This window comes from Isoptericola sp. NPDC019482, assembly GCF_040632295.1.
Lineage (GTDB): Bacteria > Actinomycetota > Actinomycetes > Actinomycetales > Cellulomonadaceae > Isoptericola.
The window spans coordinates 72,815-96,224 of the sequence record NZ_JBEYBQ010000014.1 but is presented as its reverse complement, the minus strand read 5'-3'; the positions used below and the strand labels follow the sequence as shown (position 1 = coordinate 96,224).

Here is a 23,410-nt window from a genome sequence, read left to right as displayed (position 1 = left end):
TCACGCGACGTCGCGCACGAGGGCCGGGAGCTCCGCGAGGGTGCGGATCCGGTGGGTGGCCGTCGAGAAGTCCTGCGAGGCCGTGAAGTCATGGTGGACGACGGCGCAGTCGACGCCCGCCGCGACCGCCGCGGCGAGGCCGCGAGACGAGTCCTCGACGACCAGCGCCTCCTCCGGCGCCGCCCCGAGGGCCCGCAGGGCAGTGAGGTACGGCTCCGGATGGGGCTTGGCATGCACGTAGTCCTCGCGGACGAGGACGACGTCCATGAACGGCAGGATGCCCCGGCGCTCGTGGATGAGGTCGAAGTCCACGCGACGCGACGTCGTCACGATCGCCATGCGGACGTGCGGAGACAGCGCCGCGAGGACGTCGAGGACGCCGTCGATCTCGATGGCCTCCGTGCGCAGGTACTCCTGGTAGTAGCGGTCGCGGGCCTCCCGCTGCCGGTCGATCGTCGCCTCGTCGACGCCGGCGCGGCGGGCCTGCGCCCAGGTGGCCTGGCCGTGGTGCATGTCCCGCAGGTACTGGTCCCGGTCCTGCGTGAAGCCGACGTCCGCGAGGGCCCGCTCCCCGGCCCGGTAGTACCAGGGTTCGGTGTCCACCAGGACGCCGTCGTGGTCGAAGAGGACGGTCGTCTTCACGTCCCCGAGCCTGCTCCACCTCCGCGCGGGGCGACCCCGCCGTCCCGTCCCCTGAGACCCGGCTGGGTGGTGACTTGCCGCCACCCTGGGGTGCGCTGCCATCATGTGGCCCGCGAGCACGCCGTCGGCGCGCCGCTCGAACCCAGGGACGGGGGCACCGTGGCCGAGACCGGCGGTGACGACGCGCCGGCGCGCGCGGGGTATGTCGACGACGCGATCCGCCGGATACGGGTCGCCGCCGCCGCCGCGGGGCGCGGGGGAGCGCCCGGCGCGGCCGGCACCGCGGACCCCGAGGTGCTGCGCACCGCCGTCGCGAGCCTCTCGCCCGACGACCAGCGCCTGCTGTGGGCCACGTACGTGCAGCGGCAGGAGCCGGCCGCCGTCGCGGCCGCGCTCGGCACGCACCCCCGCACGGCGGCGCGGCTCATGCCGCAGGCCGAGCAGGCCCTCGCGACGGCGCTCGCGGACGCGCACGCGCGCGGCTGCCCGCCGGGCTGCACCGACACGAGGGCTGCCCTGTTCGACCTCGTCCACCGCCGCCTCCCCGCCGGCCAGGAGGCGGAGCTCGAGGACCATCTGCTCGACTGCGCCGGGTGCCTGCGCGCGTTCGTCGACGTGCGCGAGCCCGGCTGGGCGCTGCGGGACGCCGGGCCGCGCCTGCTCGCCGGTGGATGGTCCCCGGCCGCGGTCGCGGCCACCACGATGAACGGCGCGACCGACGCGACGGGCGGGGCGAAGGCCGAGTCCCGGCCCGTGCGCCGGCAGAGCTGGCTGATCGTCGCGGGCACGGTCGCGTGCGTCGCGGTGGCGGCCGTCGCGATCGCGCTCGGCACCGGTGACGCCGCTCCCGCGGCCCCGGACCCCGGGTCCTCGCCGGAGACGACCACCGTGGGAACGGCGCCCGGCGACGCGACGTCGCCCCTGGCGACGCTGTCGTCGGCGCCGCGCGGGGACGGCGCCCCGAGCGCCGGTCCGACGCCGTCGGACGAGGCCTCCGCGACGCCGTCGGGCGAGCCCACGCCCACCCCCTCGACGGGCGACGACGAGGGGGCGGCCGACCCGTCGACCTCGCCGACGTCGTCGCCCGGCCGCGACGACGAGCCGACCACCTCGCCGACGTCGTCCGGCTCGACGTCGTCGAAGCCGACGTCGCGTCCGTCGTCGACACCCACGACCACGCCGACGGACGAGGGTTCGCCGACGGGTACCGCCACGCCGACCGAGGAACCGACGGACGGGCCGACGACCGAGACGCCCACGGAGCCGACCGACCCGGAACCGACCGACCCCGCACCGACCGACCCGGAACCGACGGACCCCGACCCGGTCGAGCCGGACCCGGGCGAGCCCACGGAGTAGCTCGCGGAGACCGCCGCGAGCGGCCCCGCCAGCCCCAACCGCGGCCGGGTGTGAAGCCGCCCGGGGCCCCGGGCGACCGCCGTCGCGGCACGTCCTCCCGGGCCTGGGGATTTGCCTTGGCCCTGCACGCCGCTGCGATCATGGGCCCCGGCGCGCCCGTGCCGGGCGCCCTGGACGGCCCGCGACGACGGGTCTCGACGAGCATCGGCAGGACGGGGGACGTCGCGTGACCGCGATCCACGACGGCGACGCGCCCGCGCGCCGCGGTGCCGTCGACGACGCCATCCGCAAGATGCGCGCCGCGGCCGCGGCGGAGGGACGCGACGACGCCCCCGGGGCTGCCGGCACGGTCGATCCCGCGGTGCTGCGCACGGTGCTCGCGACGCTGCCGCACGACGACCAGCGCCTGCTGTGGGACCGGCACGTCGTGGGCCGCGAGCTCGCCGCGATCGCCGCGGACCTGGGCATGCACGCCCGCGCGGTGCTGCGCCGTCTGCGCCACGCGGAGGAGCGGCTCGGTGCCGCGTTCGCCGCCGCCCACGCCCGTGCGTGCCCGCCCGGGTGCCTCGACACGCGGCAGTCGCTGCACTCGTACGTGGGGCACCGCCTGTCGCCGCCGCGCCGCACCGTGCTCGAGGCGCACCTCTTCGCCTGCCAGGGCTGCATGCGTGCGTTCATCGACGTGCGCGAGGCCGGCTGGGCGGTGCGGGACGCCGGCCCCCTCCTGCTCGCGGGCACGGCCGCCGGCGCCGCCGCGGGCGCACCCGTGGTGGTCGGCGCGCTCGGCGCCGGCACGACGGCCGCCGGGGCGGTCGCGTGGTCCGGGCCGGTCGGGGCTGCGCTGCTCGCTGCCTGGGAGTGGGTGCGGGGGATCGCGCTGCAGCTCGGCCAGCTCGGCAAGCAGCTGGGCACTGCCGGGCTGATCGGCGCGGGCACCGTGGCCGGGGTCGCGGTCGCGGCCGTCGCGGTGGCGCTGAGCGGCGGCGCCGGCGGGCCGGCCGCGGCACCGCCCCCGCCCGGACCGACGTCGTCGGTGGTGGCACCTGCCCCCGCGCCCGGCGACGCCGCGTCCCCCGACGCCCCGCCCGAGCCCGAGCCGAGCGCGACCACCTCGGCCGAGCCGACCCCGTCCGAGGACCCCTCGGCGCCGCCGGTGACCGACGACCCGACGAGGGCCCCTACGACGGATCCGACGACGCCCGGCACCACGCCGGCCGACCCGCCGGCCACGAAGCCCGGCACGACACCGTCGTCGCCGAAGCCCAGCGACCAGGCGACCGAACCGACCCCGACCCCGACGCCGACCGGCGCCTCCAGCCCGACGCCGTCCGTTTCACAAAGCCCGTCGCCGCCCGCACCGACGCCCTCCACCACGCCCACACCGACTCCCACGCCGGACCCGTCGCCCGTGCGGACGACGATCACCATCCCGCTGGCAGGGGACAAGGTGGTGTACCGGATCGACGTCGCCGACACGCGCACCGAGATCGTCGAGGCCACCGGTCGTCACGCCTGGGTGAAGGTGCGCCAGTGCAGCGACGGCGAGTGGTACGCGCAGTCGCGCACGTACGGGGACACCTCGGTCCGCGTGACCCTCGACGCGCCGTCCGACGTCGAGCCCGAGGCGAGCCTGACGTCGTACTCGAACTGGCGGGGCTACCTGAACGACTGCTGACCGGTCACAGGTCGAGCCTGCCGGGACCGGAGTCCCGACAGGCTCGACCGCCGTTCAGCGCAGGTCAGCGCGTGGCGAAGCCGTGCGCTCCGCGGTGGTGGCCGCCGCCACCGTGACCGCCACCGTGGCCGTGCCCGCCGCCGTGACCGGGCCGGCCGGGCTCGACGCCGTTGACGGCCTCGGTGCTCCACGCCAGCTGCTGCGCGGCGTGCCCGATCGCGCGGGACATGATGTCGAGCGCCTCGAGGCTGACGTTCGACAGGTCGTCGCCCGCGGAGTGGTAGTTCTGGTCGAGGGCCTCGCCCGCGACGCCGCCGAAGATCGCGGCCTCCTCCTCCGTCTTGATCGCGTCCGCCCCGGTGAACAGGCCGGAGGCCGGGATCCCGTTGCTGATGAACGCGTCGTAGTCGGAGCGGCCGGAGAACTCGGAGTCCACCCACGCCTGGTCGATGCCGTCGAAGTAGTCGGTGAAGACGGCCTCGGTGGCGACGGAGCCGTCCGGCACCTCCACGGGGGCGGGGAACGTCGACTCGTTCGCGTCGTACACGCCGATCGTGTAGTTCGGCGAACCCACCATGTCGAAGTTGAGGTAGGTCGCGATGTCGTCGAGCGCCTCCGGGTCGTTCGTCACGAGGTCGTCGACGTAGTGCGCCGACCCGACCAGCCCGAGCTCCTCGGCGCCCCACCACGCGAACCGCACGGCGTTGTTGAGCTTGGCGCTCTTCTTGTTGAGCTGGACGGCGGTCTCGAGGATCGCCGCGGAGCCGGTGCCGTTGTCGTTGATGCCCGCGCCCTCCGGCACGCCGTCGAGGTGGGCGCCCAGCATGACGACGTTGTCGTGCCGCCCGCGCTTCGTCTCGGCGATGACGTTGAACGTCTCCTCGGTGCCGCTCACGGCCTGCAGGTCGAACGAGATCTGCAGCGCCGGGTCGGCCGCCAGCGCCGCGAGGATGGCCGCGCCCTCCGCCTGCGTGACCCCGACCGTGGGCGCGTACCCGTCGTTCGTCTCGCCCAGCGTCCCGTTGAGGGCGCCGTCGGTGTTGTTGTAGATGATGAGCCCGGCGGCGCCGGCCTCGCCCGCGGCGAGCGCCTTGGCGCCGAACGCGCACGACCCGCGCTGCACGACGGCGATCTTGCCGGTGGCGTCGACGCCCGCCCACGAGTCGTCGTGCGGGGCCGCGGGGTCGTCGCTGGCAGGGCAGCCGTCCGCGATCGCGGGCTGCACCGCTGTCGCGGTGACGCCGTCGTCCGGTGTGGACGTGGAGTACGTCATCGGCACGGGCTCGAAGTCGACGCCGGGCACGGTGACCGACAGGTCGAGCACGTCGAAGGTGTCGAACTCGAAGTACTGCCGCTCGGGGGAGTACCCGGCCTGGCGGAGCACCTTCTCCACGTAGGCGGCGGACGCCTCGTAGCCGGGGCTGCCGGCGGCACGGTTGCCGCCGTTGTCGTCGGCGATCTCCTGGAACTCCTCCAGGTGGCGGAACACGCGCTCGCCGGTGACCTTCTTCGACAGGTCCGGGCCGGGCACGTGGGTGCCGTGCCGGCCGGTGGCGACGGCGGGTGCCGCCGTCGCCGTGGGGGTGAGGGACGCCGCGACGACGAGCCCGGCGAGGGCTGTGGTCGCGACGGCCGCGGGGAACTTGCGAACTCTCACGGTCGACCTCCAGATGGGTGACTCGGCGGGGCCCGGGTAGGGCCCACGACGCACCACGCGACGCTGCGGGGTGCGGTTGGCGCGAGCGTAGGCCTCAGCAGGTGTTCAGGAAACCCCTGGGGTCAACCGGCGGGGTGTGTCCGCTCGAGCAGGACGAGGACTTCGTAGTGGCTGGTCTGCGGGAACATGTCGAGCAGGCGCGCGCGGACCGGTCGCAGCGAAGGCATGCGCGCGAGGTCCTCGGCGAGCGTCACGGCGTTGCAGCTGGAGTAGAGCACGTGCCCGACGGCGGACTCCTCGAGCCGGCGGGACAGGTCGGCGCCGATGCCGCGCCGCGGCGGGTTGACGATGACCAGCTCGGGGTGGGCGTCGTCGTGCGCGGACCCCAGCACGGACCCCGGTACGGACTCCGTGGCGTCGCCGGCCGCGAAGCGGACGTCGGCGACGGCGTCGGCCCACCACGCGGCGTCGTGCCCTGCGACGACGGCGCCCGCGGGCAGCGCGGCGAGCCCGTCCCGCGTCGCGGTGGCGCTCGCGACGGCCTCTGCGGAGATCTCGATGCCGGTGACGGCGCGGCCCGGCGCGGCGCAGTGCAGGGCGAAGCCGCCGACGCCGCAGTACAGGTCCCACAGCGAGGCGGGCGCCACCTCGTCGACCCAGGCCCGGGCCTGCGCGTACAGGGCGGTGGCGACGGCGGTGTTGGTCTGGAAGAAGCTCTGCGGGCGCAGGTGCAGGGTGACGCCGTCGGCGCCGACCCGCATCGGCAGCGCCTGCCGGTCGGTGAGCACGATCTCCTGCTCGCCCTCCAGGACGGCGGCGTGCGACGGCTGCACGTTGACGCTCACCACGGCGACCTGCGGCAGCTCCTCGAGCAGCCACGGCAGGTGCTTGCGCAGGCGGGCCACGGGCTCCTGGCTGCGCAGCACGAACCGCACCATGAGCTCGCCGTCCGCGGACAGGGTCACGAGCACGTGCTTGAGCTCGCCCCGCCACGCGGACTCGCGCGGCGTCTCGCGGCGGCGCGCCCCGCGCGACGGCGACGTCGCGTCGTAGGGCTGCAGCCGCGCCCGGGTGATCAGCGCGGCCAGCACGGGGAACGAGTCCTGCAGCGCGGGCGGGTACAGGCCGCAGTCGGTGAGATCGATCCCCTGACCGGCGAACGGGCTTGCCGCCGACCCGAGGATGCCGAGCACCGGCTCCTCGGTCGTGCCGCTGACGACCATCTTCGCCTTGTTGCGGAACCCGGACTCCGGGCCGGTGACGGCGGGCAGCCAGTCGATGCGGGCCTCAGGGACGGCGGAGCCGAGCAGCGCCCGCACGTGCGCCACCTTCTCCTCCACCTGGGTGGGGTACGGCGTCGCGAGAAGGGTGCACGAGTGGCAGCGGCCGGCGTCGAAGTGGGGGCACTGCACGGAACCATTCTCCCGCACCCTCCCCGCGACGCCGAGATCGAGGTATCCGTCGCGAAATCGACCTACTGTGGGTCGATCTCGCGACGGGTACCTCGATCTCGGTGGGCGTCAGTGCTTCTTCGGCGGCGTCACCCTCACCGGCGTCTCGACGACGGTCACGCCCGGCACCTCGTCGGCCACGAGCTCGGTGTGCACGACGCCCTTGCCCGGCTTCTTGCCGCGCAGCGTGACGTCGTAGGTGAGCGTGCCGCCCGGCGTCGGGTCGGTCGACGTGACGACCTTGTCGGTCCCGTCGGGCAGCTCGGCCACCATGTCGCCCGCGCCGGCGGCGTTCTCCGCCCCGACGAGGAACGCCTGGCCCGCGGGGTCCGCCATCGCCCCCGGGTAGGTGAACGACACGTCCTGGGTGCCGTTGGTGCCGACCCACACCTGGAAGGTGCGGGCGTCCTGCGTGCCCCAGACGTACATGTCCCACTGGAAGACGAGCCAGTCGTTCACCCCGTCGGTGAGCGACCCCACGCGGACGCCGTCCGCGGCGGTGCCGTCGCCCGCGGCGCTGTCGAGGTCCGTCCAGAACGGCGCGAGCACGTCGTTCGGGCGTTCCGGCGACGGGCCGCCAGGGAGGTTGCAGCAGTTGTTGTCCGTCGACGTGCCGCCTCCGGCGACGAGATAGCCGTTGGAGTCCACCGCGACGGTCGTGTACGTGCGCCCGTTGTAGACGAACGCCGGCACGGTGAAGTTGACGATGGACTCGTCGCCCACGGACGTCGGCGCGATCCCGAAGGCCTCCAGGTCGAGGTAGCCGGCGGGAGCCCCGTCGGGTACGTCGGCCACGCTCGGCACGCCGAGCTCGGCGCCGGCGAGCGTCGAGGTCACGGTGCGCAAGCCCTTGAGGGCCCCCTCGCCGGTCGTCGTGGACGTCACGGACTGGTCGTTGAACGACAGGTTCGTGGCCGTCACGGTGCACGTGACGTCCTGCTTCGCCCGGATCGACGCCTCGTCGCACGACTGGTCCACCGCGACGTTCCCCTGGGTGGGGACGAACGCCACGGGGATCCGTGCGTCGCCCCGCGGGGTGCGGAACGTGACCGACCCGAACTTCTGCTCGCCGCTCGCGGAGGTGTCCGTGACGGTGATGTCGAACGACACGCTCCCGCCGGCGCGCACCGTCGCCACGCCCGGCTTCACCGTGATCGTCGAGCCGTCCGGCGCCTCGGCCTTCGGGCGGACGACGATCGTGCGGCCCGACGTGTTCTGCAGGGTGCGGGTCGTCGTGACCCGGCCCGGCAGGGTCGGCGCGTTGATCGACGGGATGTTGAGGTCCACCGCGTGCACGGGGTCCGCGGCCAGCGCGGTGAAGCTCGCCGTGGTGTCCGAGATCGTCACGGGCGGGGTGAGCGACGCGGCGACGTCGACGCGCCCGGCGCCCATGTCGAACGGGTCGGCGGGCGTGGTCAGGTCCTCCTTGACGACGTCGGTCGTCGCCTGGGTCATGATCGCGGACTTGATCTGCCCCGGCGTCCAGTCGGGGTGCACGGCCTTGAGCAGCAGGCCGACGCCGGCGATGTGCGGCGACGACATCGACGTGCCCGCGATGGCCTGGTAGTACTCCCCGGCCGGTCCGCCCTCGGGGGACAGGGGCGTGGGGGTCATGGCCGCGAGGATCTGCACGCCGGGTGCGGTGACGTCGGGCTTGATCACGGGCCCGGCGGGGCCGCGGGAGCTGAACGCGGCCATCACGTCGCCCTGGCCCTCGGCGGGCGCGCCGTCGGTGAACGACCCGGTGACGTCGGCGTGCGCGTCGAGGAACCCCAGCAGGTCCGTGCCGTCCGCGACGTGCACGGCGGGCAGGAAGTGGTTGTCGGTCGCGACGTCGGCGAGGGTCGGGTTGACGAGGATCATGCCGGCCGCGCCGCCCTGCTGGACGTTGTACCCCTTGAGCACGCGGGCGTTCTCGCCGCGCACGCACACGACGATCTTCCCGTCGAAGGTGCCGGCGGGCGCCGGCTCCCGGCACAGCGCGTCGCCGTACGGGGCGGCGCTCGCCTGCACGACGGGCAGCGGGTCGTGGACACCGGGCACGATCGACGCGCCGTCGGTCGTGAAGACGTCGCCGCCGGCTGCGGTGAGGGTGATCGTGGAGGAGAACTCGCGGGTCTGGGTCGATGCCGCGACCGTCGTCAGCCACGGGCTGACGTGGTTCGCGGTCGCGGCCCCGGGGCCGTCGTTCCCGGCCGACGCGGCGACGAAGATGCCCGCGTCGTAAGCGCCGAGGAACGCGAGCTCCACCGGGTCGCCCACGGTGGTGCCGCCCGAGATGGAGTAGTTGATGGCGTCCACCTGGTCCACGACGGCCTGCTCGACGGCCCCGACCAGGTCGGAGGTGTAGCCGCCGCCCGGGCCGAGCGCCTTGTACTCGACGATCTTCGCGCCGGGCGCGACGCCCTGGATCTTCGCGATCTCCGGGCCGATCGTCTGCACCCCCTCGACGACGCCGCCGGCGCTCGTGCCCGACGTGTGCGAGCCGTGGCCCTCCGCGTCGCGGGCCGTGCCGCGGTACAGGTAGTCGCCCGGGTTGAGCAGGTCGTACATGTCGGTGAACGCGTAGCCGCCGACGAGCTTGTCGTTGCAGACGAACGGGTCGTCCACGTCGGTGGTCGGGTCCTCGCCGAACTCGCACGGCAGGTCCGGGCCGTCGTACGGGCTGAGGTCGCCGCCGTCCGCGAACGACGGGTGCTCGGGCCAGATGCCGGTGTCGATGTTGCCGAGCACCAGGCCGTCCCCGGCCGTGGAGTCGGAGCCGAGCTCCTCGTACGCGGCGGGCGCCCCGATGAAGTCGATGCTCGAGTCGGTGAGCGGCTTCTCCAGCTTGTTCTCCTGCACGGCGACGACGCCCGGCACCGCGAGCAGGTCGGGGATCGCGTCGCCGGGCACCAGCGCGGCGACGCCGCCGTAGACCGTGTCGTACGTCGCGACGACGTCCGTGCCGGGGACGGCGGCCTCGACGTCGGCGGTGATCGCCCGCGACTCGCGCTGCACGAACCCGCGGTACCGCTGCGTGTCGGCGTCCTTGCCGCGCAGTGCCTTCCCGGTGATGGACGGGCTGGTCGCGTCGTAGCCCGGCACGGTGCCGGCGTACGACGCCACGGGCTCGACGTCGTACTTCACCATGACCGGGACCTTCTTCGCGGACTCCAGGGAGAGCAGCCGCTTCGAGGTGGTCGCCAGGGCGCTCGACGGCGCCTTGGTGCCCTCCTCGGTGGAGGTCACGGTGGGCTGCGCGTCGCCGAGGCGCAGGTCGTCGGGGTCGGGCGTGGCCGCGGACGACGCGGTCGCGGTGAGCGAGGTGACGGCCAGCGCGGCGCCTGAGGCGGCGGCGACGAGCCGGAATCTGGAACGGTGGTCTCGCAAGCGCATGGGGGCGCACCCTTCGTCTCGGTCCGGACGTGCGGTACCTCCGGGGCCGGGCCGCCACGACGGTGTGGGGGACGCCCGGCGTCGGGCGGTGATCCGGAAACTACGCCCGTTCCGGGAGGCGCACCCGTCGAACGACCGGTCAGGGCGCCGTCCGGCCGACGAAAGGTCAGCCGACGAACAGGCAGAAGGGGTGGCCGGCCGGGTCGGCGTACACCCGCAGCGGCTCCTCCGGGTCGCCGGCCCGGTAGGTGATCCCGAACAGCTCCCGCTAGAACGCGGCGAGTCCGCGCGCGTCGGTCGTGTCGAGCACGACCTGACGGATCGTGGGGACGTCGGCCCGGTTCTCGGTCATCGGCCCTCCTGGGGGAACTGCTCGGCGATGCCGCGCAGGGTGGCGGTGTACGCGGCGTAGTCGAAACCCTGGGCCAGGTTGTCGTTGCCCGCCACGAGGCCGACGGCGCCGTCGGCCTCCTCGCGCAGGATGTCGGCGTGCCCGGCGTGCCGGTTCAGCTCCGTGGTCACGTGCACGAGGATCTGGTGCAGCGTGACGTCCTGGCGTCCCTCGCGCCACCACCAGACGTGTCCGGGTGCGTCCAGCGGCAGGGTGTCGACGGTGGCGTCGGCGAACTCCCACACCTGCCGGTACAGGCCGACGATCTGCTCGAGCGACTCGTCAACCGTGGCGAAGAACTCCGCCTGCAGGGCGTCGGCGTCGGCGTCCGGGGAGTCCGCCGCCGCGAGCCAGGGCGTGGCCTCGGGGTGGGGCCACGGGCGCCCGAAGACGCCGCCGAAGTAGTCGATCTCCACCGTCGCGGCGTGCTTGACCAGCCCGAGCAGGTTGGTGCCGGTCGGCGTGCGGGGCAGCCGCGCCTCCCGCTCCGACAGCCCCTCGACCTTCCACAGCAGCGCCTCGCGCGCGGTGCGCAGGTAGCGGCGCAGCACGGCCTTGGCGTCCGGGGGCAGCTTGCTCGTCGTCATCGCCCCAGCGTGCCGGTCGGCACCGACAGGCACATGCCCTCGCCGCCGACCGCTCCTCGAGCACAGGGTAGGCAACCCTAACTTTGGCTGTTATGGTGACGCCACGTCGTGACGACCTGTCGCGACATCGACGTTGGAGGTCTCATGACGGTGCTCGCGGACATCGCCCCGCTCTCGACCCGGCTGCGTGAGGGTACGCGTGCCGAGCACTCGCAGGCGGAGTCCGAGGGGTTCGTCGAGCGGCTCCTGTCCGGCGGGCTCGACGTCGCCGCGTACGCGGACCTCGCCGCGCAGCAGCTCGCGGTCTACACGGCCCTCGAGCAGGCGAGTGCGCGGATGCGCGCGGACGAGCGCGGGCAGGACCTGGTCTTCGACGAGCTCACGCGCGTCCCCGCCATCGAGCGCGACCTCGCACACCTGTACGGCGCCGGCTGGCGCGACGTCGTGCGCGTGCTGCCCGCGACGGAGCGCTACGTCGCGCGGCTGCACGCCGTCGGCGGCGACGTCGCGTGCTACGCGGCGCACGCCTACACGCGCTACCTCGGCGACCTCTCCGGCGGCCAGGTCATCCAGCGGATGATGCAGCGGCACTACGGCATGGGTGCCCAGGGGCTGGAGTTCTACGACTTCCCCGAGATCCCCAAGGCGAAGCCGTTCAAGGACGTGTACCGCGATCGCCTCGACGGGCTCGAGCTCGACGACACCGAGGTCGACCTCGCGGTGTCCGAGGCGCAGGAGGCGTTCCGCCTCAACCGCGCGATGTTCGTCGAGCTGGGCGTCGCGCACCCCTGACCCGGCGGCGGGCGCCGGCCCGGGTGACGTGGATCACCCGGGCCGACCCCTGCCTCGGTCGTGACAAGTAAGGCCAGCCTGGCCTAAGTTAGGTTCACCTCAGCAGGACTTCGGCGCGAGGTCGCGTCCGGCCCGGCCCCGTCTCGGCGGCCGCCCCATCAAGGAGAGAACCCGCATGCCCTCCCGCCCGGTCCGGCGCGCCCGCCGCGCCCTCGCCCCGCTCGCGCTGCTGGTCGCGCCGCTGGTCGCGCTGGTCCTCACCGGCTGCACCGCGCTCGCGCCGGGCGGCGTCGTCGAGCAGGGGGCGGCCGCCGTGGACACCACGCCGCTGGCCGAGCTGGACCCGCTCGACGACCCGCGCGCGTGGACCGGGGAGACGGTCGCCCGCACCCCGGAGACCCCCGTCGCCCCCGTCGCGGACGACCCGCAGCCCCAGCTCCCGGTCACGGTCACCGACGCCCAGGGCACCGACGTCACCGTCACGGACACGAGCCGGATCCTGGCGCTCGACCTGTACGGCACGCTGTCGCGCACCGTCTTCGAGCTGGGCCTGGGCGACCGGGTGGTGGGCCGCGACACCTCCTCGACCTTCCCCGAGATCGCCGACCTGCCGCTGGTGACGGCCAACGGCCACGAGCTCACGGGAGAGGCGGTCCTGGAGCTCGCGCCCACGGTGATCCTCACCGACACGACGCTCGGGCCGTGGGACGTGCTCATGCAGATGCGCGACGCCGGCATCCCCGTCGTCGTGCTGGACCCGCACCGCAGCGTGGAGACGTCGGGCGACCTCGTGCGGTCGGTCGCGGAGGCGCTCGGGGTCCCCGAGGAGGGCGCGGAGCTCGCGGAGCGCACGCAGGCCGAGGTCGACGACGTCGTCGCGCAGATCGCAAAGCTCGCACCGCGGGAGAAGGGCGACCGGCTGCGCGTCGCATTCCTGTACGTGCGCGGCCAGGCAGGCGTCTACTACCTGTTCGGCGAGGGCTCCGGTGCGGACTCGCTCGTCGAGTCCGTGGGCGCGGTCGACGTCGCCTCCGAGATCGGGTGGAAGGGCATGCGGCCCGTCAACGACGAGGGCATCGTCGCCGCACAGCCCGACGTGCTCCTCATGATGTCGAAGGGACTCGAGTCCGCGGGCGGGGTCGACGGGCTCCTGGAACGACTGCCCGCCCTCGCGCAGACGCCCGCGGGGGAGAACCGGCGGATCGTCGCGATGGACGACTCCCAGATCCTCGCGTTCGGGCCGGAGACGGCGCAGGTCCTCGACGCGCTCGCCCGCGCGCTGTACGCCCCCGAGACCCTGGCCTCCGGGGCCGAGCGGTGACCGCGACCGCGCCGCGCACCACGCGCGCGGCCCTGCCCGACGAGGACCCGTCGCCGCTGCCCCCGGCGGTCCCGGCCCGCGTGGCCTGGCTCTTCGGCGGCCTGACGGCGGCGCTGCTGGCGCTCGCCGTGGTCGCGGCGGGCTCGGGGCACCTGCACATCCCGCCCGCGGAGGTGCTCGGCGGCCTCGCCCGGGGCCTCGGCCTCGAGCTGGGGCCCGAGCCCACCCACCCGAACGGGTACGCCGCCCTGTGGACGATCCGCTTCCCTCGGGTGGTCATGGCGATGCTCGTGGGGGCGGCCCTCACCGCCGCGGGCGCGCTCATGCAGGGCGTGTTCGGCAACCCGCTCGCCGAGCCGGGCGTCGTCGGGGTCTCGTCCGGCGCGGCCGTCGCGGCGTCGGCGACCATCGTGCTCGGCGTGAGCGTCGCGGGTCCCTGGACGACGGCGGGCGCCGCCTTCCTCGGCGGGCTCGTCGCGACCTTCGCGGTCTACGCGCTCGCCCGGTCCGGCGGGCGCACGGAGGTCGTGACGCTGGTGCTCACGGGCGTCGCGATCAACGCCGTGTGCGGGGCGGTGCTGGCCCTGTTCACCTTCCTGGGCGACACGCAGGAGCGCGAGCAGATCATCTTCTGGCAGCTCGGGTCCCTCAACGGCACCCGGTGGGCGTACGTCGCGATCGTCGCGCCGCTGGTCGTCGTCGGCCTCCTCGCCGCGGGCGCGATGGCGCGCCGGCTCGACCTGCTCGCCCTCGGGGAGCGCTCCGCCCGGCACCTGGGCGTGGACGTCGAGCGGCTACGGATCGTGGCGGTCGTCGTGGTCGCGCTGCTCACCGCCGCGGCCGTCGCGTTCTGCGGGATCATCTCGTTCGTCGGGCTGGTCGTGCCGCACCTCGTCCGCATGGCCGTCGGCCCCGGGCACCGCGTGCTCGTGCCCGCCAGCGCGCTGGGCGGCGCCGTCCTGCTTCTCGCCGCCGACCTCGTCGCGCGCACCGCCGTGCCCTACGCGGACCTGCCGATCGGCATGCTCACCGCGCTCGTCGGCGGGCCGTTCTTCCTCTGGCTCGTCCGGCGCACCCGCCGGCAGGCGGGGGGCTGGGCATGAGCGCGCTGCTCCAGGTGCGGGGCGCCACCGTCCGGGTCGACGGCCGCGCCGACGGCGCCACCCTGCTCGACGCCGTCGACGTCGACGTGCACGTTGGCGAGGTGCTCGTCGTCGTCGGCCCCAACGGCGCGGGCAAGTCCACGCTCCTGTCCGTGCTCGCGGGCGACCGTGCGCCGGACGCGGGCACCGTGACCCTCGACGGCGCGCCGGTCGCGGCCGTGCGCCCGGCGGAGCTCGCCCGCCACCGCGGCGTGCTGCTGCAGGAGAACCAGGTCAGCTTCCCGTTCCGCGTCGTCGACGTCGTCCGCATGGGCCGGGCGCCCTGGCGCGGCACCGACGCGGAGGACCGCGACGACCTCGTCGTGGCCGACGCGCTCGACGACGCCGACGTCACCCACCTCGCCGCGCGCCGCTACCCGACGCTGTCCGGCGGCGAGAAGTCGCGGGCGTCGTACGCCCGCGTGCTCGCCCAGGAGCCGCGGCTGCTGCTGCTCGACGAACCCACCGCCGCCCTCGACGTCCGGCACCAGGAGCGCGTGCTCGCCCGGGCCCGCGATCACGCGCGGGCCGGCGGCGCGGTCGTCGTCGTCCTGCACGACCTGGCGCTCGCCGCGGCGTGGGCCGACCGCGTCCTCGTGCTCGCGGGCGGCCGCGTCGCCGCGCACGGCGCGCCCGGCGACGTGCTCACCACCGCCCTGCTCACCGACGTCTACGACCACCCCGTCGACGTGCTGCCCCACCCCGTGACCGGCGCCCTGCTCGTGCTGCCCCGGCACGGCGGCGGTGGCGCACCCGATCCCGACCAGGCGCTCCCGCCGCTCGCCGAGGACCTCGCATGAACCCCACCCGCTTCCCGTCGGCCACCGTCCGTCCGGCTCGACCGGCGGCGTCGGCCCTGCTCGCGCTGCTGCTGACCCTGGCGCTCGGCACCGGCGCGCTGGTCGCGACCGCACCAGCAGCCAGCGGCGCGGCGCGCGTGTCCGTCTCCGGCCTGGACGGCGCCGCGCGCGCCGCCGCGGACGGGCCCACCACGCTCACGCTGCGCGGCAGCGGGTTCCAGTCCGTGGCGAACGCCTTCGGCGGCGTCTACGTGCTGTTCGGCTGGGTGTCCGACCCGTCCGGCGGGTCGTGGCGGCCCAGCGCCGGCGGCGCGACCGGCGAGACCCTGCGGTACGTGCCCGACTCGGAGGCCGCGGACAACGCCGGCTACCAGCGGTTCGTCGCCTTCCCCGGGTCGAGCACCGCCGCCGAGGCGAACGGCGGCACCATCGCGTCCGACGGCTCGTGGTCCGCGAAGCTGGTCGTGCCCGGCGCGCGCTTCCGGACGGTCGACCGCTCCGGCAGCGCCGTGGACGTGGACTGCACGCAGGTGCGGTGCGGCATCATCACCATCGGGGCGCACGGCGTCGCGAACGCCGCCAACGAGACGTTCACGCCCGTGTCGTTCGACGGCGCCGACGCGCCCGCCGAGACCGGGGGGGACGGCACCGACGGCGGCGACGGCACCGACGGCGGCGCGGCCGCCGGCTCCGCCGGGCAGGACGCCGCGGGCGACGCCGCCCCCACGGACGCCGGCACGACCGGCTCCGCGGGCGGCGGGGCAAAGGCCGAGCTGCCCGGCAAGGCCACCGTGGGCGTGGACCAGGCGACGGCTGTCGCGGGCCGGGTGCTGAGTTTCGCCGGGCAGGGCTTCGAGCCGGGGGAGCAGGTGGTCGCGACTCTCGACGACGGCGTGCTCGCCGTCGGGCCGCTCGGCGCGGGCACGCACGGCGAGGTGGCGGGGCTGCTCGAGCTGCCCTCCGACCTGCGGCTCGGCGCCCACGCCCTCAAGCTCACGGGCGCGTCGTCGGGGCGCGAGCCCGAGGTCGAGGTGATCGTCACGCGCGACCCCGCCGACGCGGAGGCCGCCGACGCCCTGGTCGCGTCCGCGAGCGCCGCCGGCGGTGCCGGTGGCGTCGGTCCGCTCGGCCTCGCGTACAGCCCGGCGGAGCTCGCCGTGGGCGCCGCGGGCCTGCTGCTCCTGATCCTCGTCGTGACCTCGGCGGTCACCGCCGCGCGGCGTCGTCGCGCGGCCCGCGCCGCGACGTCGTCGGGCACGGCGCACGACGACGCGGCGCAGGACGCCGCAGAGGTGCACCCGTGAGCGCGCGCTGCGCTCGCGCGGTCCTCGCCGCCGCCGGCGTGCTCGCGCTCCTCGCCCTGCCCGCGGCGCCGGCGCTCGCGACGGCGGGCGGGGACGACATCGACGTCACCGTCACCGTGCCCGAACGCCGCACGAACGACGACGGCGGGGGCCCCGCCACGCTCACGGACGCCGAGCTGCGCTGGGCCGTGAACACCGAGGCGGGCTCGGGCAACTACGTGGGGTGCAACTTCCTCATGGCCGGCAGGCCCGGCACCGACGGTGACACGGGCGGCAGCCGGATCTGGGACGACGGCGACGCCGGGCTGTACCACGGTCGCGCCGGGAACGTGCGGGTGCTGCGCACCGTCGGCACGGGCACCGACGCGACGCAGGAGCAGGCGACGTTCGGCACCCGGTGCACCGCGCCCACCGGCGAGCAGGTCACGCTCTCCACCACCACGGGCGCCGAGGTCGTGATGTCCGGCGGGACCGGGACCCGCAAGGCGGACGGCTCGGTCGAGATCGCGTGGACCGGCTCGTTCACCGTCGTGTTCTACGGCGGCATGACGTACTGGTGGGCCAGCGACCTCGAGCTGGACCTCGACGCCGACGGCGACGGCACCCTCACCGCGACGGCCGGCGGGTACGCCGCCGACCGCGAGGACGTCACGAGGTGGGGCAAGCTGCCCGCGACGCCGGTCACGCTCGCCACGTTCTCCGGGTGGAGGACCCGGAGCGCCGACGGCGGGTTCCTGCGTCCCGGGTACTGCGGCGTGCGGGTCGACGTCGGCGACAGCTCCCCGCAGGTGCGTGACTCTCCGGCCGGATCGTGCTGGGGCTCCTTCCCGCAGAGCTTCGTCGACTTCCAGCAGCGCACCGGCCAGGCGTCGTACTGGTACTCCTCCGGCCACCGCGACGCCGCCAAGCCGCCCGCCGAGGTCGGCGTCAGCTTCGACGCCGACCGGAGCGTCGGCAGCCCGCCGCCGGGCGACCTCGGGGACGGCGTCGTCACGCCGACCCCCGGCGGCACCGGGCAGCCCGCAGGGACCGCGCCCGGTGCGGCGGGAGCCCCTGGGGCCGCCGCCTACCCCGGCGGTGGTCTCGCGGCGGGCGGACTCGGGAGCCCCGCCGCGACGGCCACGGCCACGCCCGCCGCCGCCTCGCTCACCGCGTTCCCCGCCGTGCAGGCCGCGACGCTCGGCGGCGGCGCGACCCCGCTCGTGCCCGATCTCCTGCGCACAGGCGACGGCGCCGGTACCGACCGCCTCGCCGTCGCCACCACCGGGCTGCTGCTCGCCGCCTCGGGAGCCGTCGTCGGCTTCCGACGCCGCTGGCTCGTGCTGCCCTTCCGGCCCTAGCTGGCAGTACGCCCAGCGGCCGCCCAGACCCCCGCCCCACCCCACCTCCCTCTCCCTTCACGAACGAACGGACAACAGACATGTCGAAGACCTTCGGTCCGGCCCGGTACGGCCGGCTGGTCGCGGGCGCCGGGGCGCTCGCGGTCGGGCTCGGGGCCGCGCTCGTCGCGGCGCCCGCCGCCCAGGCCGCCGACCCGCGGGACGTCGTCGCGGACAGCGGCAGCGCCTCGTGGGGCTTCCGCGAGAGCTTCCGCCGCTACGTCGGGCTCCAGACCGCGGCCCTGCCGCCCGTCGGCGCGGTGCCGGTGGGCGAGCGCATCACCCTCGTCGATCCGGCGACGTTCGACACCGACGGCACGCCCGCCGCCACCGCCGACACGGCACCCCCGAACGAGACGCTGCCCTACCTGCTGCCCGTCACCGGCGGCAGCGTCACCGACGCCGACGACCTCGAGGTCAGCACCTCCGGCGGCGCGGTGTTCCACTTCCCGTCGCACGCGTTCACGGTCACGGTCGAGAACGTGGGCATCGAGGTCACGGACGGCGTCGGGAAGGTCGTGGGCGACCTGACCGTCGTCATCCCGGAGAACAACCTGGGGTACGAGCACGGCACCTACGGCGGCGACGGCGTCGTCCTCGGCGACGTCGCCACCACGACCGTCGACGTATCGGGCGACCAGGTCTCGGTCACCGCCGACGGTGTCACGCTCACGGCGGCCGGCGCGTCCGCGCTGCAGAACTTCCTCCAGGAGGGCGCCGACCTCGACGACCTCACCCTGACCGCCGACCTCGAGGCCCCCGCCCAGGTGTGGAACCCCGCGGTGACGCTGTCGAAGAGCGCCGGGTTCGACCCGTCCGCCACGGGCCGCCTCACCGCGACCGGCTCGGGCTTCGACCCGGCGGCCAACACGGCGACCCGCCCGCCGATCACCACCGGCCAGCCGACCGGCGTGTACGTCGTCTTCGGGAAGTTCGCCGAGGACTGGCGGCCGTCGGACGGCGTCGCGTCGTCGGCCCGCAAGGTCGTCAGCCAGAAGTGGGCGCTGCCGGAGCCGTCGTACTCGCAGCTCAAGGCCTCCAACCCGAGCGTCGCGGACCAGCTCGTGCTGCTGAACGAGGACGGCACGTTCACCGCCGAGCTCGACGTGAAGACCGACGACACGGCGGAGGGCGTCTACGGCGTGTACACCTACGCCGCCGGCGGCGCGGCCGCCAACGCCGCGCAGGAGCTCGCCCTGCCTGTGACGTTCGCGCAGCCGGGTGCGGAAGGCGACGACATCGAGCTCGGCGTGACCGTTCCCGAGGGCACCGAGCCCGAGCCGGAGCCGGGCGAGTACAGCTGGACCATCGCGAGCACCGAGGCCATCGACCTCGGCACCGCGACCCAGGGCGCGGACGCCTTCACCGCCGGTGGCGCCCTGCACCAGATCACCGTGAAGGACACCCGCCCGCAGGGCACGTGGAGCATCAACGGCAGCGTCGGCGACTTCGTCGGCGGGTCCGCGTCCTTCTCGGGCAGCGCGCTCGGGTGGACGCCGTCGGCCTCCGGGGACACGGGCGGGCTGCAGCTCGGCCCCGTCGTGCAGCCGGGCGTCGGGACGGGGCTCGCGGCGCGCTCGACGCTCGCGTCCGCCCCGGCAGGGCACCAGGCCGGTTCCGTCACGGTCGACGCGGCCCTGAAGCTGAGCATCCCGCTCGACACCCCCGCGGGGGACTACCAGGGCGTGCTCACCCTCACCGCGGTGGGCTGATCGTCCCGTGAGCACGCACCACCGTCCGTCGTCGCGGCGCGCCCCCTCCCGGGTGCGCGCCGCGGCGGCGGCCGCCCTCGCCCTCGCCGCGACCCTCGCCGCCTCGCTGGTCGCCGTCGTCGCCCCGACGACGGCGCACGCCGTCACCTCCGACGACCTCACCTGGTCCCTCTCCCCGAAGGACGGGGAGCAGGGCGACGGGCGCGCCAACTTCGCGTACGCCGTCGAGCCGGGCGATCGGCTGCGCGACGTCCTCGTCGTCACCAACCGCTCGGCCACGCCCCTGGACCTCGCCGTGTACGGCACCGATGCGCTCACGACGCCCAGCGGGCACCTCGACCTGCTGCCCGCCGACCAGGAGCCCACCGACGTGGGCACCTGGCTCACGCTCGAGACCGACGGGGGCGTCGCGATCGACCCGGGCGAGACGGTCGAGGTGCCTTTCACCCTCGAGGTCCCCCAGGACGCGACGCCCGGTGACCACGCCGGCGGCGTCGTCACGTCGCTGCGCCAGCAGGTCGGCGACGGCGCGCTCAGCGTGGACCGGCGGCTCGCGCTGCGCGTGCACGCCCGGGTCGGCGGGGCGCTCGCGCCGGGGCTCGCCGTGTCCGACGTCGGCGTCGTCGTACACCCCACCGCCAACCCGGTGGGCGCGGCGCGCGCCACCGTGACCTACACGCTCACCAACACCGGCAACGCGCGACTGGTGCCCACCGAGTCCGTGCGCCTCACCGGGCCGGGCGCGAGCGCGAGCGCGGGCGGGGAGCCGGCCGACGAGCTGCTGCCCGGCGCCGTCGTGCGCCGCACCGTGCAGGTCGACGGCGTGCGCCCGACGTTCCGCGTCACGGCCGACGTGCGCGCGGACGGGCTCGTCGTCGGCGTCGGCGGCGGGGGAGCGACCACCGCGACGGGAACCGCCGCGGGCTGGGCCGTGCCCTGGGCGCTGGTCGGCGTCGTCGTGCTCGTCGTGGCGGCGGCCGTCGCGTGGCCGCTGTGGCGCTCCCGTCGCGCCCGCCGAGGTAGCAGCGAACCCCGTGAGGTAGTAGCGAACCCCGTGAGGTAGTACGCATCTCGAGCCTCTTTGCGGTCTATGCGTGATATGTCCGTACTACCTCGCGGGGTTCGGTACTACCTCGGCAGGTCTGGGACTACCTCGGCGGTCAGCGGACCCGGGCGGCGAGCACGGCCACGTCGTCGCGCTGCTGGCCGTGCACCATCCGGTCGACGAGCCGCTGCGGCAGCCCCGCCGTCGGGGTGCCGTGCAGGTCCGCCAGTGCGCGGCGCAGGTCCGCGGAACGGGCGGCGAACGACACGGTGCGGGACTCCACCAGCCCGTCCGTGTACAGCAGCAGCGTGTCGCCGGGGCCCAGCTCGGCGGTGTGGTCCCGGCGCGGGACCGACGGGTCGACGCCGAGCATGAGGTCCGGGCGTCCGTCGAGCTCGTGCACCGCGCCGTCGGCGCGCAGCACCACCGGCCGGGGGTGGCCGGCGCTGGCCCACCACAGCCGGCACCGGTCGTCGCCGCTGCCCGGCTCGCCGCGGCCCGTGCGGTCCAGGCGGGCGACGACGGCGGTGCCGCTCGCCGTCAGCCCGAGGCCGCGGTTGGCGCGGTCCAGCTCGCGCAGCAGGCGTGCCGGCGGGGCGTCCTGGCACCAGGCGAGGGTGCGCAGCATCGCGCGCAGCTGACCCATGCGGGCGGCGGCCTGCATGTCGTGCCCGGTGACGTCGCCGATCATCAGCACCGTGGAGCGCGCGTCGAGCTCGACCGCGTCGTACCAGTCGCCGCCGACCTTGTCCGTGCGGGTCGCCGACGCGTAGGTCGACGCCAGCTCCAGGTACGGCACGCGGGGCAGGTCGGTGAGCATCGCGGCCTGCAGGGTGGTGGCCACCCGGTGCCGGTCCTCCAGCACCCGGATCCGCACCAGGGCCTGCGCCACGCACGACGCGAGGGTGGTGGCCGTGCGGCGGCTCTCGTCGTCGTGCTCGTGCGGCCCGCGCCACAGCAGCACGACGACGCCGAGCAGCCGGTCGTCCACGACCATCGGCATGAGGGCGAGGCCGCCGAGGGACGGGTCGATCCACGGCGCCCAGGTGGGCTGGGCGCGCAGGGCGGCCGCGCCGTCCCGGTAGAACGCGGCCCGCCGGGCGCGCGCGACGGACGCCACCGCCGGGTCGTCGAGGCGCCAGTGCCGCGGCAGGTACGGGTAGGCGCCGTCACGCTCCACGAGGGTGAGGCCGGACCCGCCGGGCTCCGCGAGCGCGAGCGCCGCCCACACGGTGCCCAGCCCGGGGCCCGACGTGCGCAGCGCGTCCACGATCTCGTCGAGGGTGGTCGCGGCGGCGAACCGCTCGGTGAGGTCGAGCAGCATGCGGGTGCGGCGCGTGGCGTGCACCGCGACCTGCTGGATGCGGTGCGCGCGCTGCCGCTCGAGGCGCAGGCGCAGCTCGGCGGTGCAGGCGGCGGCCAGGTCGGCCAGCGTGGCGAGGTCGGTGGCGCTCCACGCGTGCGCCTCGGTGTCCAGCGCGCACACCGTGCCGACGGCGGTGCCGTGCCGGTCGAAGATCGGGAAGCCCGCGTACGACCCCATGCCCAGCGCGGTGACCGTCTCCCGGCTCGCGAAGCGCGGGTCGGCGCGCAGGTCCTCGACGACGAGGGGCTGGCCGGAGCGGATCGTCTCGCCGCACAGCGGCTCGGTGAGGGTGGTGCGCCGAGTGGTCTGGAAGGGGGCGGGCAGCCCCAGCGCCCCGGGGTACACCTGGGCGTCCGGCAGCACGAGCGTCACGAGTGCGGTGGGGACGCCGAGCTGGCGTTGCACCAGCCGTGCGAAGCGGTCGAACGACACGTCCGCGATGGGCCGGGCGAGGCCGGCCGCGACGAGCGCCTGCACCGCCCCGGCCGCCGGTGCATCCTGGGCCGCGACCATGCCCCGGATTCTCCCACGAGGCCGCCCGGATATCCTCGCCGGACGATGGACGTCACCCGCCGAGCCCCCGCCGCGCCGCCGCGGATCCTGGCCGCCGCCCTCGTGTCCGCGTCGGCCGTGCTGCTGTTCGCGGTGCACGTGCGCCCGCTCGCCTACGTGCCGCTCGTGGCCGGCGTCGCGCTCGGCCTGCTCGTCGACCGGCGGCTCGGCCGCGACCTCGCCCTGATCGCCGTCGCGCTCGGCATCATCTCGACGATCTCCCTCGAGGCGGACCTGTCGGACGCCGGGATGGCGCGGTTCGCCGTCGTGCTGTCGCTCGCCGTGCTGGTGCCGTGGGCGGCGTCGCGCTTCCTGTTCCGGGACGACGACGGCGCGGGCGCGGTGCGCTTCCCCGTGGCCACGGGGAAGCGATGGTCGCGCGGGCAGTACGGGTACCTGGTCGTCGTGGTGGCGGTGGGCTACCTCGTGCTGCCCTGGTACTTCCTCGGCTCCGGCGCGTACCTCAACTGGCCGGAGCTCGAGGGCGGGCAGGACGTCGCCCGGCTGTTCGTCGGCGTCAACGCCGTCGGCATCTGGGACGAGCTGTTCTTCGTGTGCACGGTGTTCGCGCTGCTGCGCCGGCACTTCGGGCTGTGGACGGCGAACGTGCTGCAGGCCGTGATCTTCGTGTCCTTCCTGTGGGAGCTCGGCTACCGCGAGTGGGGCCCGCTGCTCACCGTGCCGTTCGCCCTGGTGCAGGGGTGGATCTTCGCCCGCTACAAGAGCCTGCCGTACGTCGTGACCGTGCACCTGCTGTTCGACGCCGTCGTCTTCGCCGTGCTGGTGCACGGGCACCACCCCGAGCTCTTCGACGTCTTCGTGACCGCGCCCTGAGGCAGGGCGTCGTTTGGCGCGTG

General features: G+C 75.1%; 17 protein-coding genes. 11 read left to right on the top strand and 6 right to left on the bottom strand.

Annotated features, from left to right (window positions below):
• Complete coding sequence (locus tag ABZ493_RS11630; protein WP_430582323.1) at positions 1-642, bottom strand: HAD family phosphatase; 642 nt, start codon at positions 640-642, stop codon at positions 1-3.
• Between the two features lie 159 nt (positions 643-801).
• Here ABZ493_RS11630 and ABZ493_RS11625 point away from each other — a divergent pair, with 159 nt between their 5' ends.
• The gene (locus ABZ493_RS11625) at positions 802-2,001 is read left to right on the top strand and encodes a hypothetical protein (RefSeq protein ID WP_430582322.1); all 1,200 of its coding nucleotides are present in this window, start codon (positions 802-804) and stop codon (positions 1,999-2,001) included.
• A gap of 226 nt (positions 2,002-2,227) precedes the next feature.
• A complete protein-coding gene (locus tag ABZ493_RS11620) occupies positions 2,228-3,676 on the top strand; it encodes a zf-HC2 domain-containing protein (RefSeq protein ID WP_430582321.1) in 1,449 nt (482 codons plus the stop codon).
• Between the two features lie 64 nt (positions 3,677-3,740).
• Here the strand turns inward: ABZ493_RS11620 and ABZ493_RS11615 are convergent, their stop codons facing one another.
• The 4 genes from ABZ493_RS11615 to ABZ493_RS11600 form a co-directional block, all read right to left on the bottom strand.
• A complete protein-coding gene (locus ABZ493_RS11615) occupies positions 3,741-5,333 on the bottom strand; it encodes a M20/M25/M40 family metallo-hydrolase (protein ID WP_430582320.1) in 1,593 nt (530 codons plus the stop codon).
• A 122-nt stretch (positions 5,334-5,455) separates the two neighbouring features.
• Positions 5,456-6,745 carry a 23S rRNA (uracil(747)-C(5))-methyltransferase RlmC gene (gene rlmC / locus ABZ493_RS11610; RefSeq protein WP_430582319.1) on the bottom strand — a complete coding sequence of 430 codons (1,290 nt, stop codon included), beginning with the start codon at positions 6,743-6,745 and terminating at the stop codon, positions 5,456-5,458.
• Between the two features lie 108 nt (positions 6,746-6,853).
• The gene (locus ABZ493_RS11605; RefSeq protein ID WP_430582318.1) at positions 6,854-10,162 is read right to left on the bottom strand and encodes a S8 family serine peptidase; all 3,309 of its coding nucleotides are present in this window, start codon (positions 10,160-10,162) and stop codon (positions 6,854-6,856) included.
• A gap of 348 nt (positions 10,163-10,510) precedes the next feature.
• Positions 10,511-11,140 carry a DinB family protein gene (locus ABZ493_RS11600; RefSeq protein ID WP_430582317.1) on the bottom strand — a complete coding sequence of 210 codons (630 nt, stop codon included), beginning with the start codon at positions 11,138-11,140 and terminating at the stop codon, positions 10,511-10,513.
• A 144-nt stretch (positions 11,141-11,284) separates the two neighbouring features.
• Here ABZ493_RS11600 and ABZ493_RS11595 point away from each other — a divergent pair, with 144 nt between their 5' ends.
• The 8 genes from ABZ493_RS11595 to ABZ493_RS11560 all read left to right on the top strand — a co-directional run bounded on the left by ABZ493_RS11595 (position 11,285) and on the right by ABZ493_RS11560 (position 20,653).
• Entirely contained in the window at positions 11,285-11,932 is a 648-nt protein-coding gene (locus ABZ493_RS11595) for a biliverdin-producing heme oxygenase (protein ID WP_430582316.1), read from the top strand.
• Between the two features lie 175 nt (positions 11,933-12,107).
• Positions 12,108-13,253 (top strand): ABC transporter substrate-binding protein, encoded by a 1,146-nt coding sequence (locus tag ABZ493_RS11590; protein ID WP_430582315.1) that lies wholly within the window; start codon positions 12,108-12,110, stop codon positions 13,251-13,253.
• 56 nt (positions 13,254-13,309) lie between these two features.
• Complete coding sequence (locus ABZ493_RS11585) at positions 13,310-14,356, top strand: iron ABC transporter permease (RefSeq protein WP_430582333.1); 1,047 nt, start codon at positions 13,310-13,312, stop codon at positions 14,354-14,356.
• The gene (locus ABZ493_RS11580) at positions 14,353-15,195 is read left to right on the top strand and encodes a heme ABC transporter ATP-binding protein (protein WP_430582314.1); all 843 of its coding nucleotides are present in this window, start codon (positions 14,353-14,355) and stop codon (positions 15,193-15,195) included. Before ABZ493_RS11585 ends, ABZ493_RS11580 begins: the two co-directional genes overlap by 4 nt.
• Positions 15,192-16,499 (top strand): hypothetical protein, encoded by a 1,308-nt coding sequence (locus ABZ493_RS11575; RefSeq protein WP_430582313.1) that lies wholly within the window; start codon positions 15,192-15,194, stop codon positions 16,497-16,499. The genes ABZ493_RS11580 and ABZ493_RS11575 overlap by 4 nt, the downstream gene beginning before the upstream one ends.
• Positions 16,496-17,839 (top strand): hypothetical protein, encoded by a 1,344-nt coding sequence (locus ABZ493_RS11570; protein WP_430582312.1) that lies wholly within the window; start codon positions 16,496-16,498, stop codon positions 17,837-17,839. Before ABZ493_RS11575 ends, ABZ493_RS11570 begins: the two co-directional genes overlap by 4 nt.
• Positions 17,840-17,919: 80 nt before the next feature.
• Entirely contained in the window at positions 17,920-19,590 is a 1,671-nt protein-coding gene (locus ABZ493_RS11565) for an HtaA domain-containing protein (RefSeq protein ID WP_430582311.1), read from the top strand.
• Between the two features lie 7 nt (positions 19,591-19,597).
• On the top strand, positions 19,598-20,653 hold the full coding sequence (locus ABZ493_RS11560) for a DUF916 domain-containing protein (RefSeq protein WP_430582310.1): 1,056 nt from the start codon (positions 19,598-19,600) through the stop codon (positions 20,651-20,653).
• A gap of 97 nt (positions 20,654-20,750) precedes the next feature.
• Here ABZ493_RS11560 and ABZ493_RS11555 read toward each other — a convergent pair whose 3' ends face one another.
• Complete coding sequence (locus ABZ493_RS11555; protein ID WP_430582309.1) at positions 20,751-22,514, bottom strand: GAF domain-containing SpoIIE family protein phosphatase; 1,764 nt, start codon at positions 22,512-22,514, stop codon at positions 20,751-20,753.
• A gap of 45 nt (positions 22,515-22,559) precedes the next feature.
• On the opposite strand from ABZ493_RS11555, the gene ABZ493_RS11550 reads away from it, so the two are divergent.
• Positions 22,560-23,387, top strand: coding sequence for a CPBP family intramembrane glutamic endopeptidase (locus ABZ493_RS11550; RefSeq protein ID WP_430582308.1), 828 nt, complete (start codon positions 22,560-22,562; stop codon positions 23,385-23,387).
• Positions 23,388-23,410 lie beyond the last annotated feature (23 nt).

Bases quoted from the DNA above. Each gene is read 5' to 3' on its own strand.
- ABZ493_RS11575 (WP_430582313.1), top strand. From the start codon at position 15,192: ATGAACCCCACCCGCTTCCCGTCGGCCACCGTCCGTCCGGCTCGACCG.
- ABZ493_RS11580 (WP_430582314.1), top strand. From the start codon at position 14,353: ATGAGCGCGCTGCTCCAGGTGCGGGGCGCCACCGTCCGGGTCGACGGC.
- ABZ493_RS11590 (WP_430582315.1), top strand. From the start codon at position 12,108: ATGCCCTCCCGCCCGGTCCGGCGCGCCCGCCGCGCCCTCGCCCCGCTC.
- ABZ493_RS11595 (WP_430582316.1), top strand. From the start codon at position 11,285: ATGACGGTGCTCGCGGACATCGCCCCGCTCTCGACCCGGCTGCGTGAG.
- ABZ493_RS11605 (WP_430582318.1), bottom strand. From the start codon at position 10,162: ATGCGCTTGCGAGACCACCGTTCCAGATTCCGGCTCGTCGCCGCCGCC.
- ABZ493_RS11550 (WP_430582308.1), top strand. From the start codon at position 22,560: ATGGACGTCACCCGCCGAGCCCCCGCCGCGCCGCCGCGGATCCTGGCC.
- ABZ493_RS11565 (WP_430582311.1), top strand. From the start codon at position 17,920: ATGTCGAAGACCTTCGGTCCGGCCCGGTACGGCCGGCTGGTCGCGGGC.
- ABZ493_RS11555 (WP_430582309.1), bottom strand. From the start codon at position 22,514: ATGGTCGCGGCCCAGGATGCACCGGCGGCCGGGGCGGTGCAGGCGCTC.
- ABZ493_RS11600 (WP_430582317.1), bottom strand. From the start codon at position 11,140: ATGACGACGAGCAAGCTGCCCCCGGACGCCAAGGCCGTGCTGCGCCGC.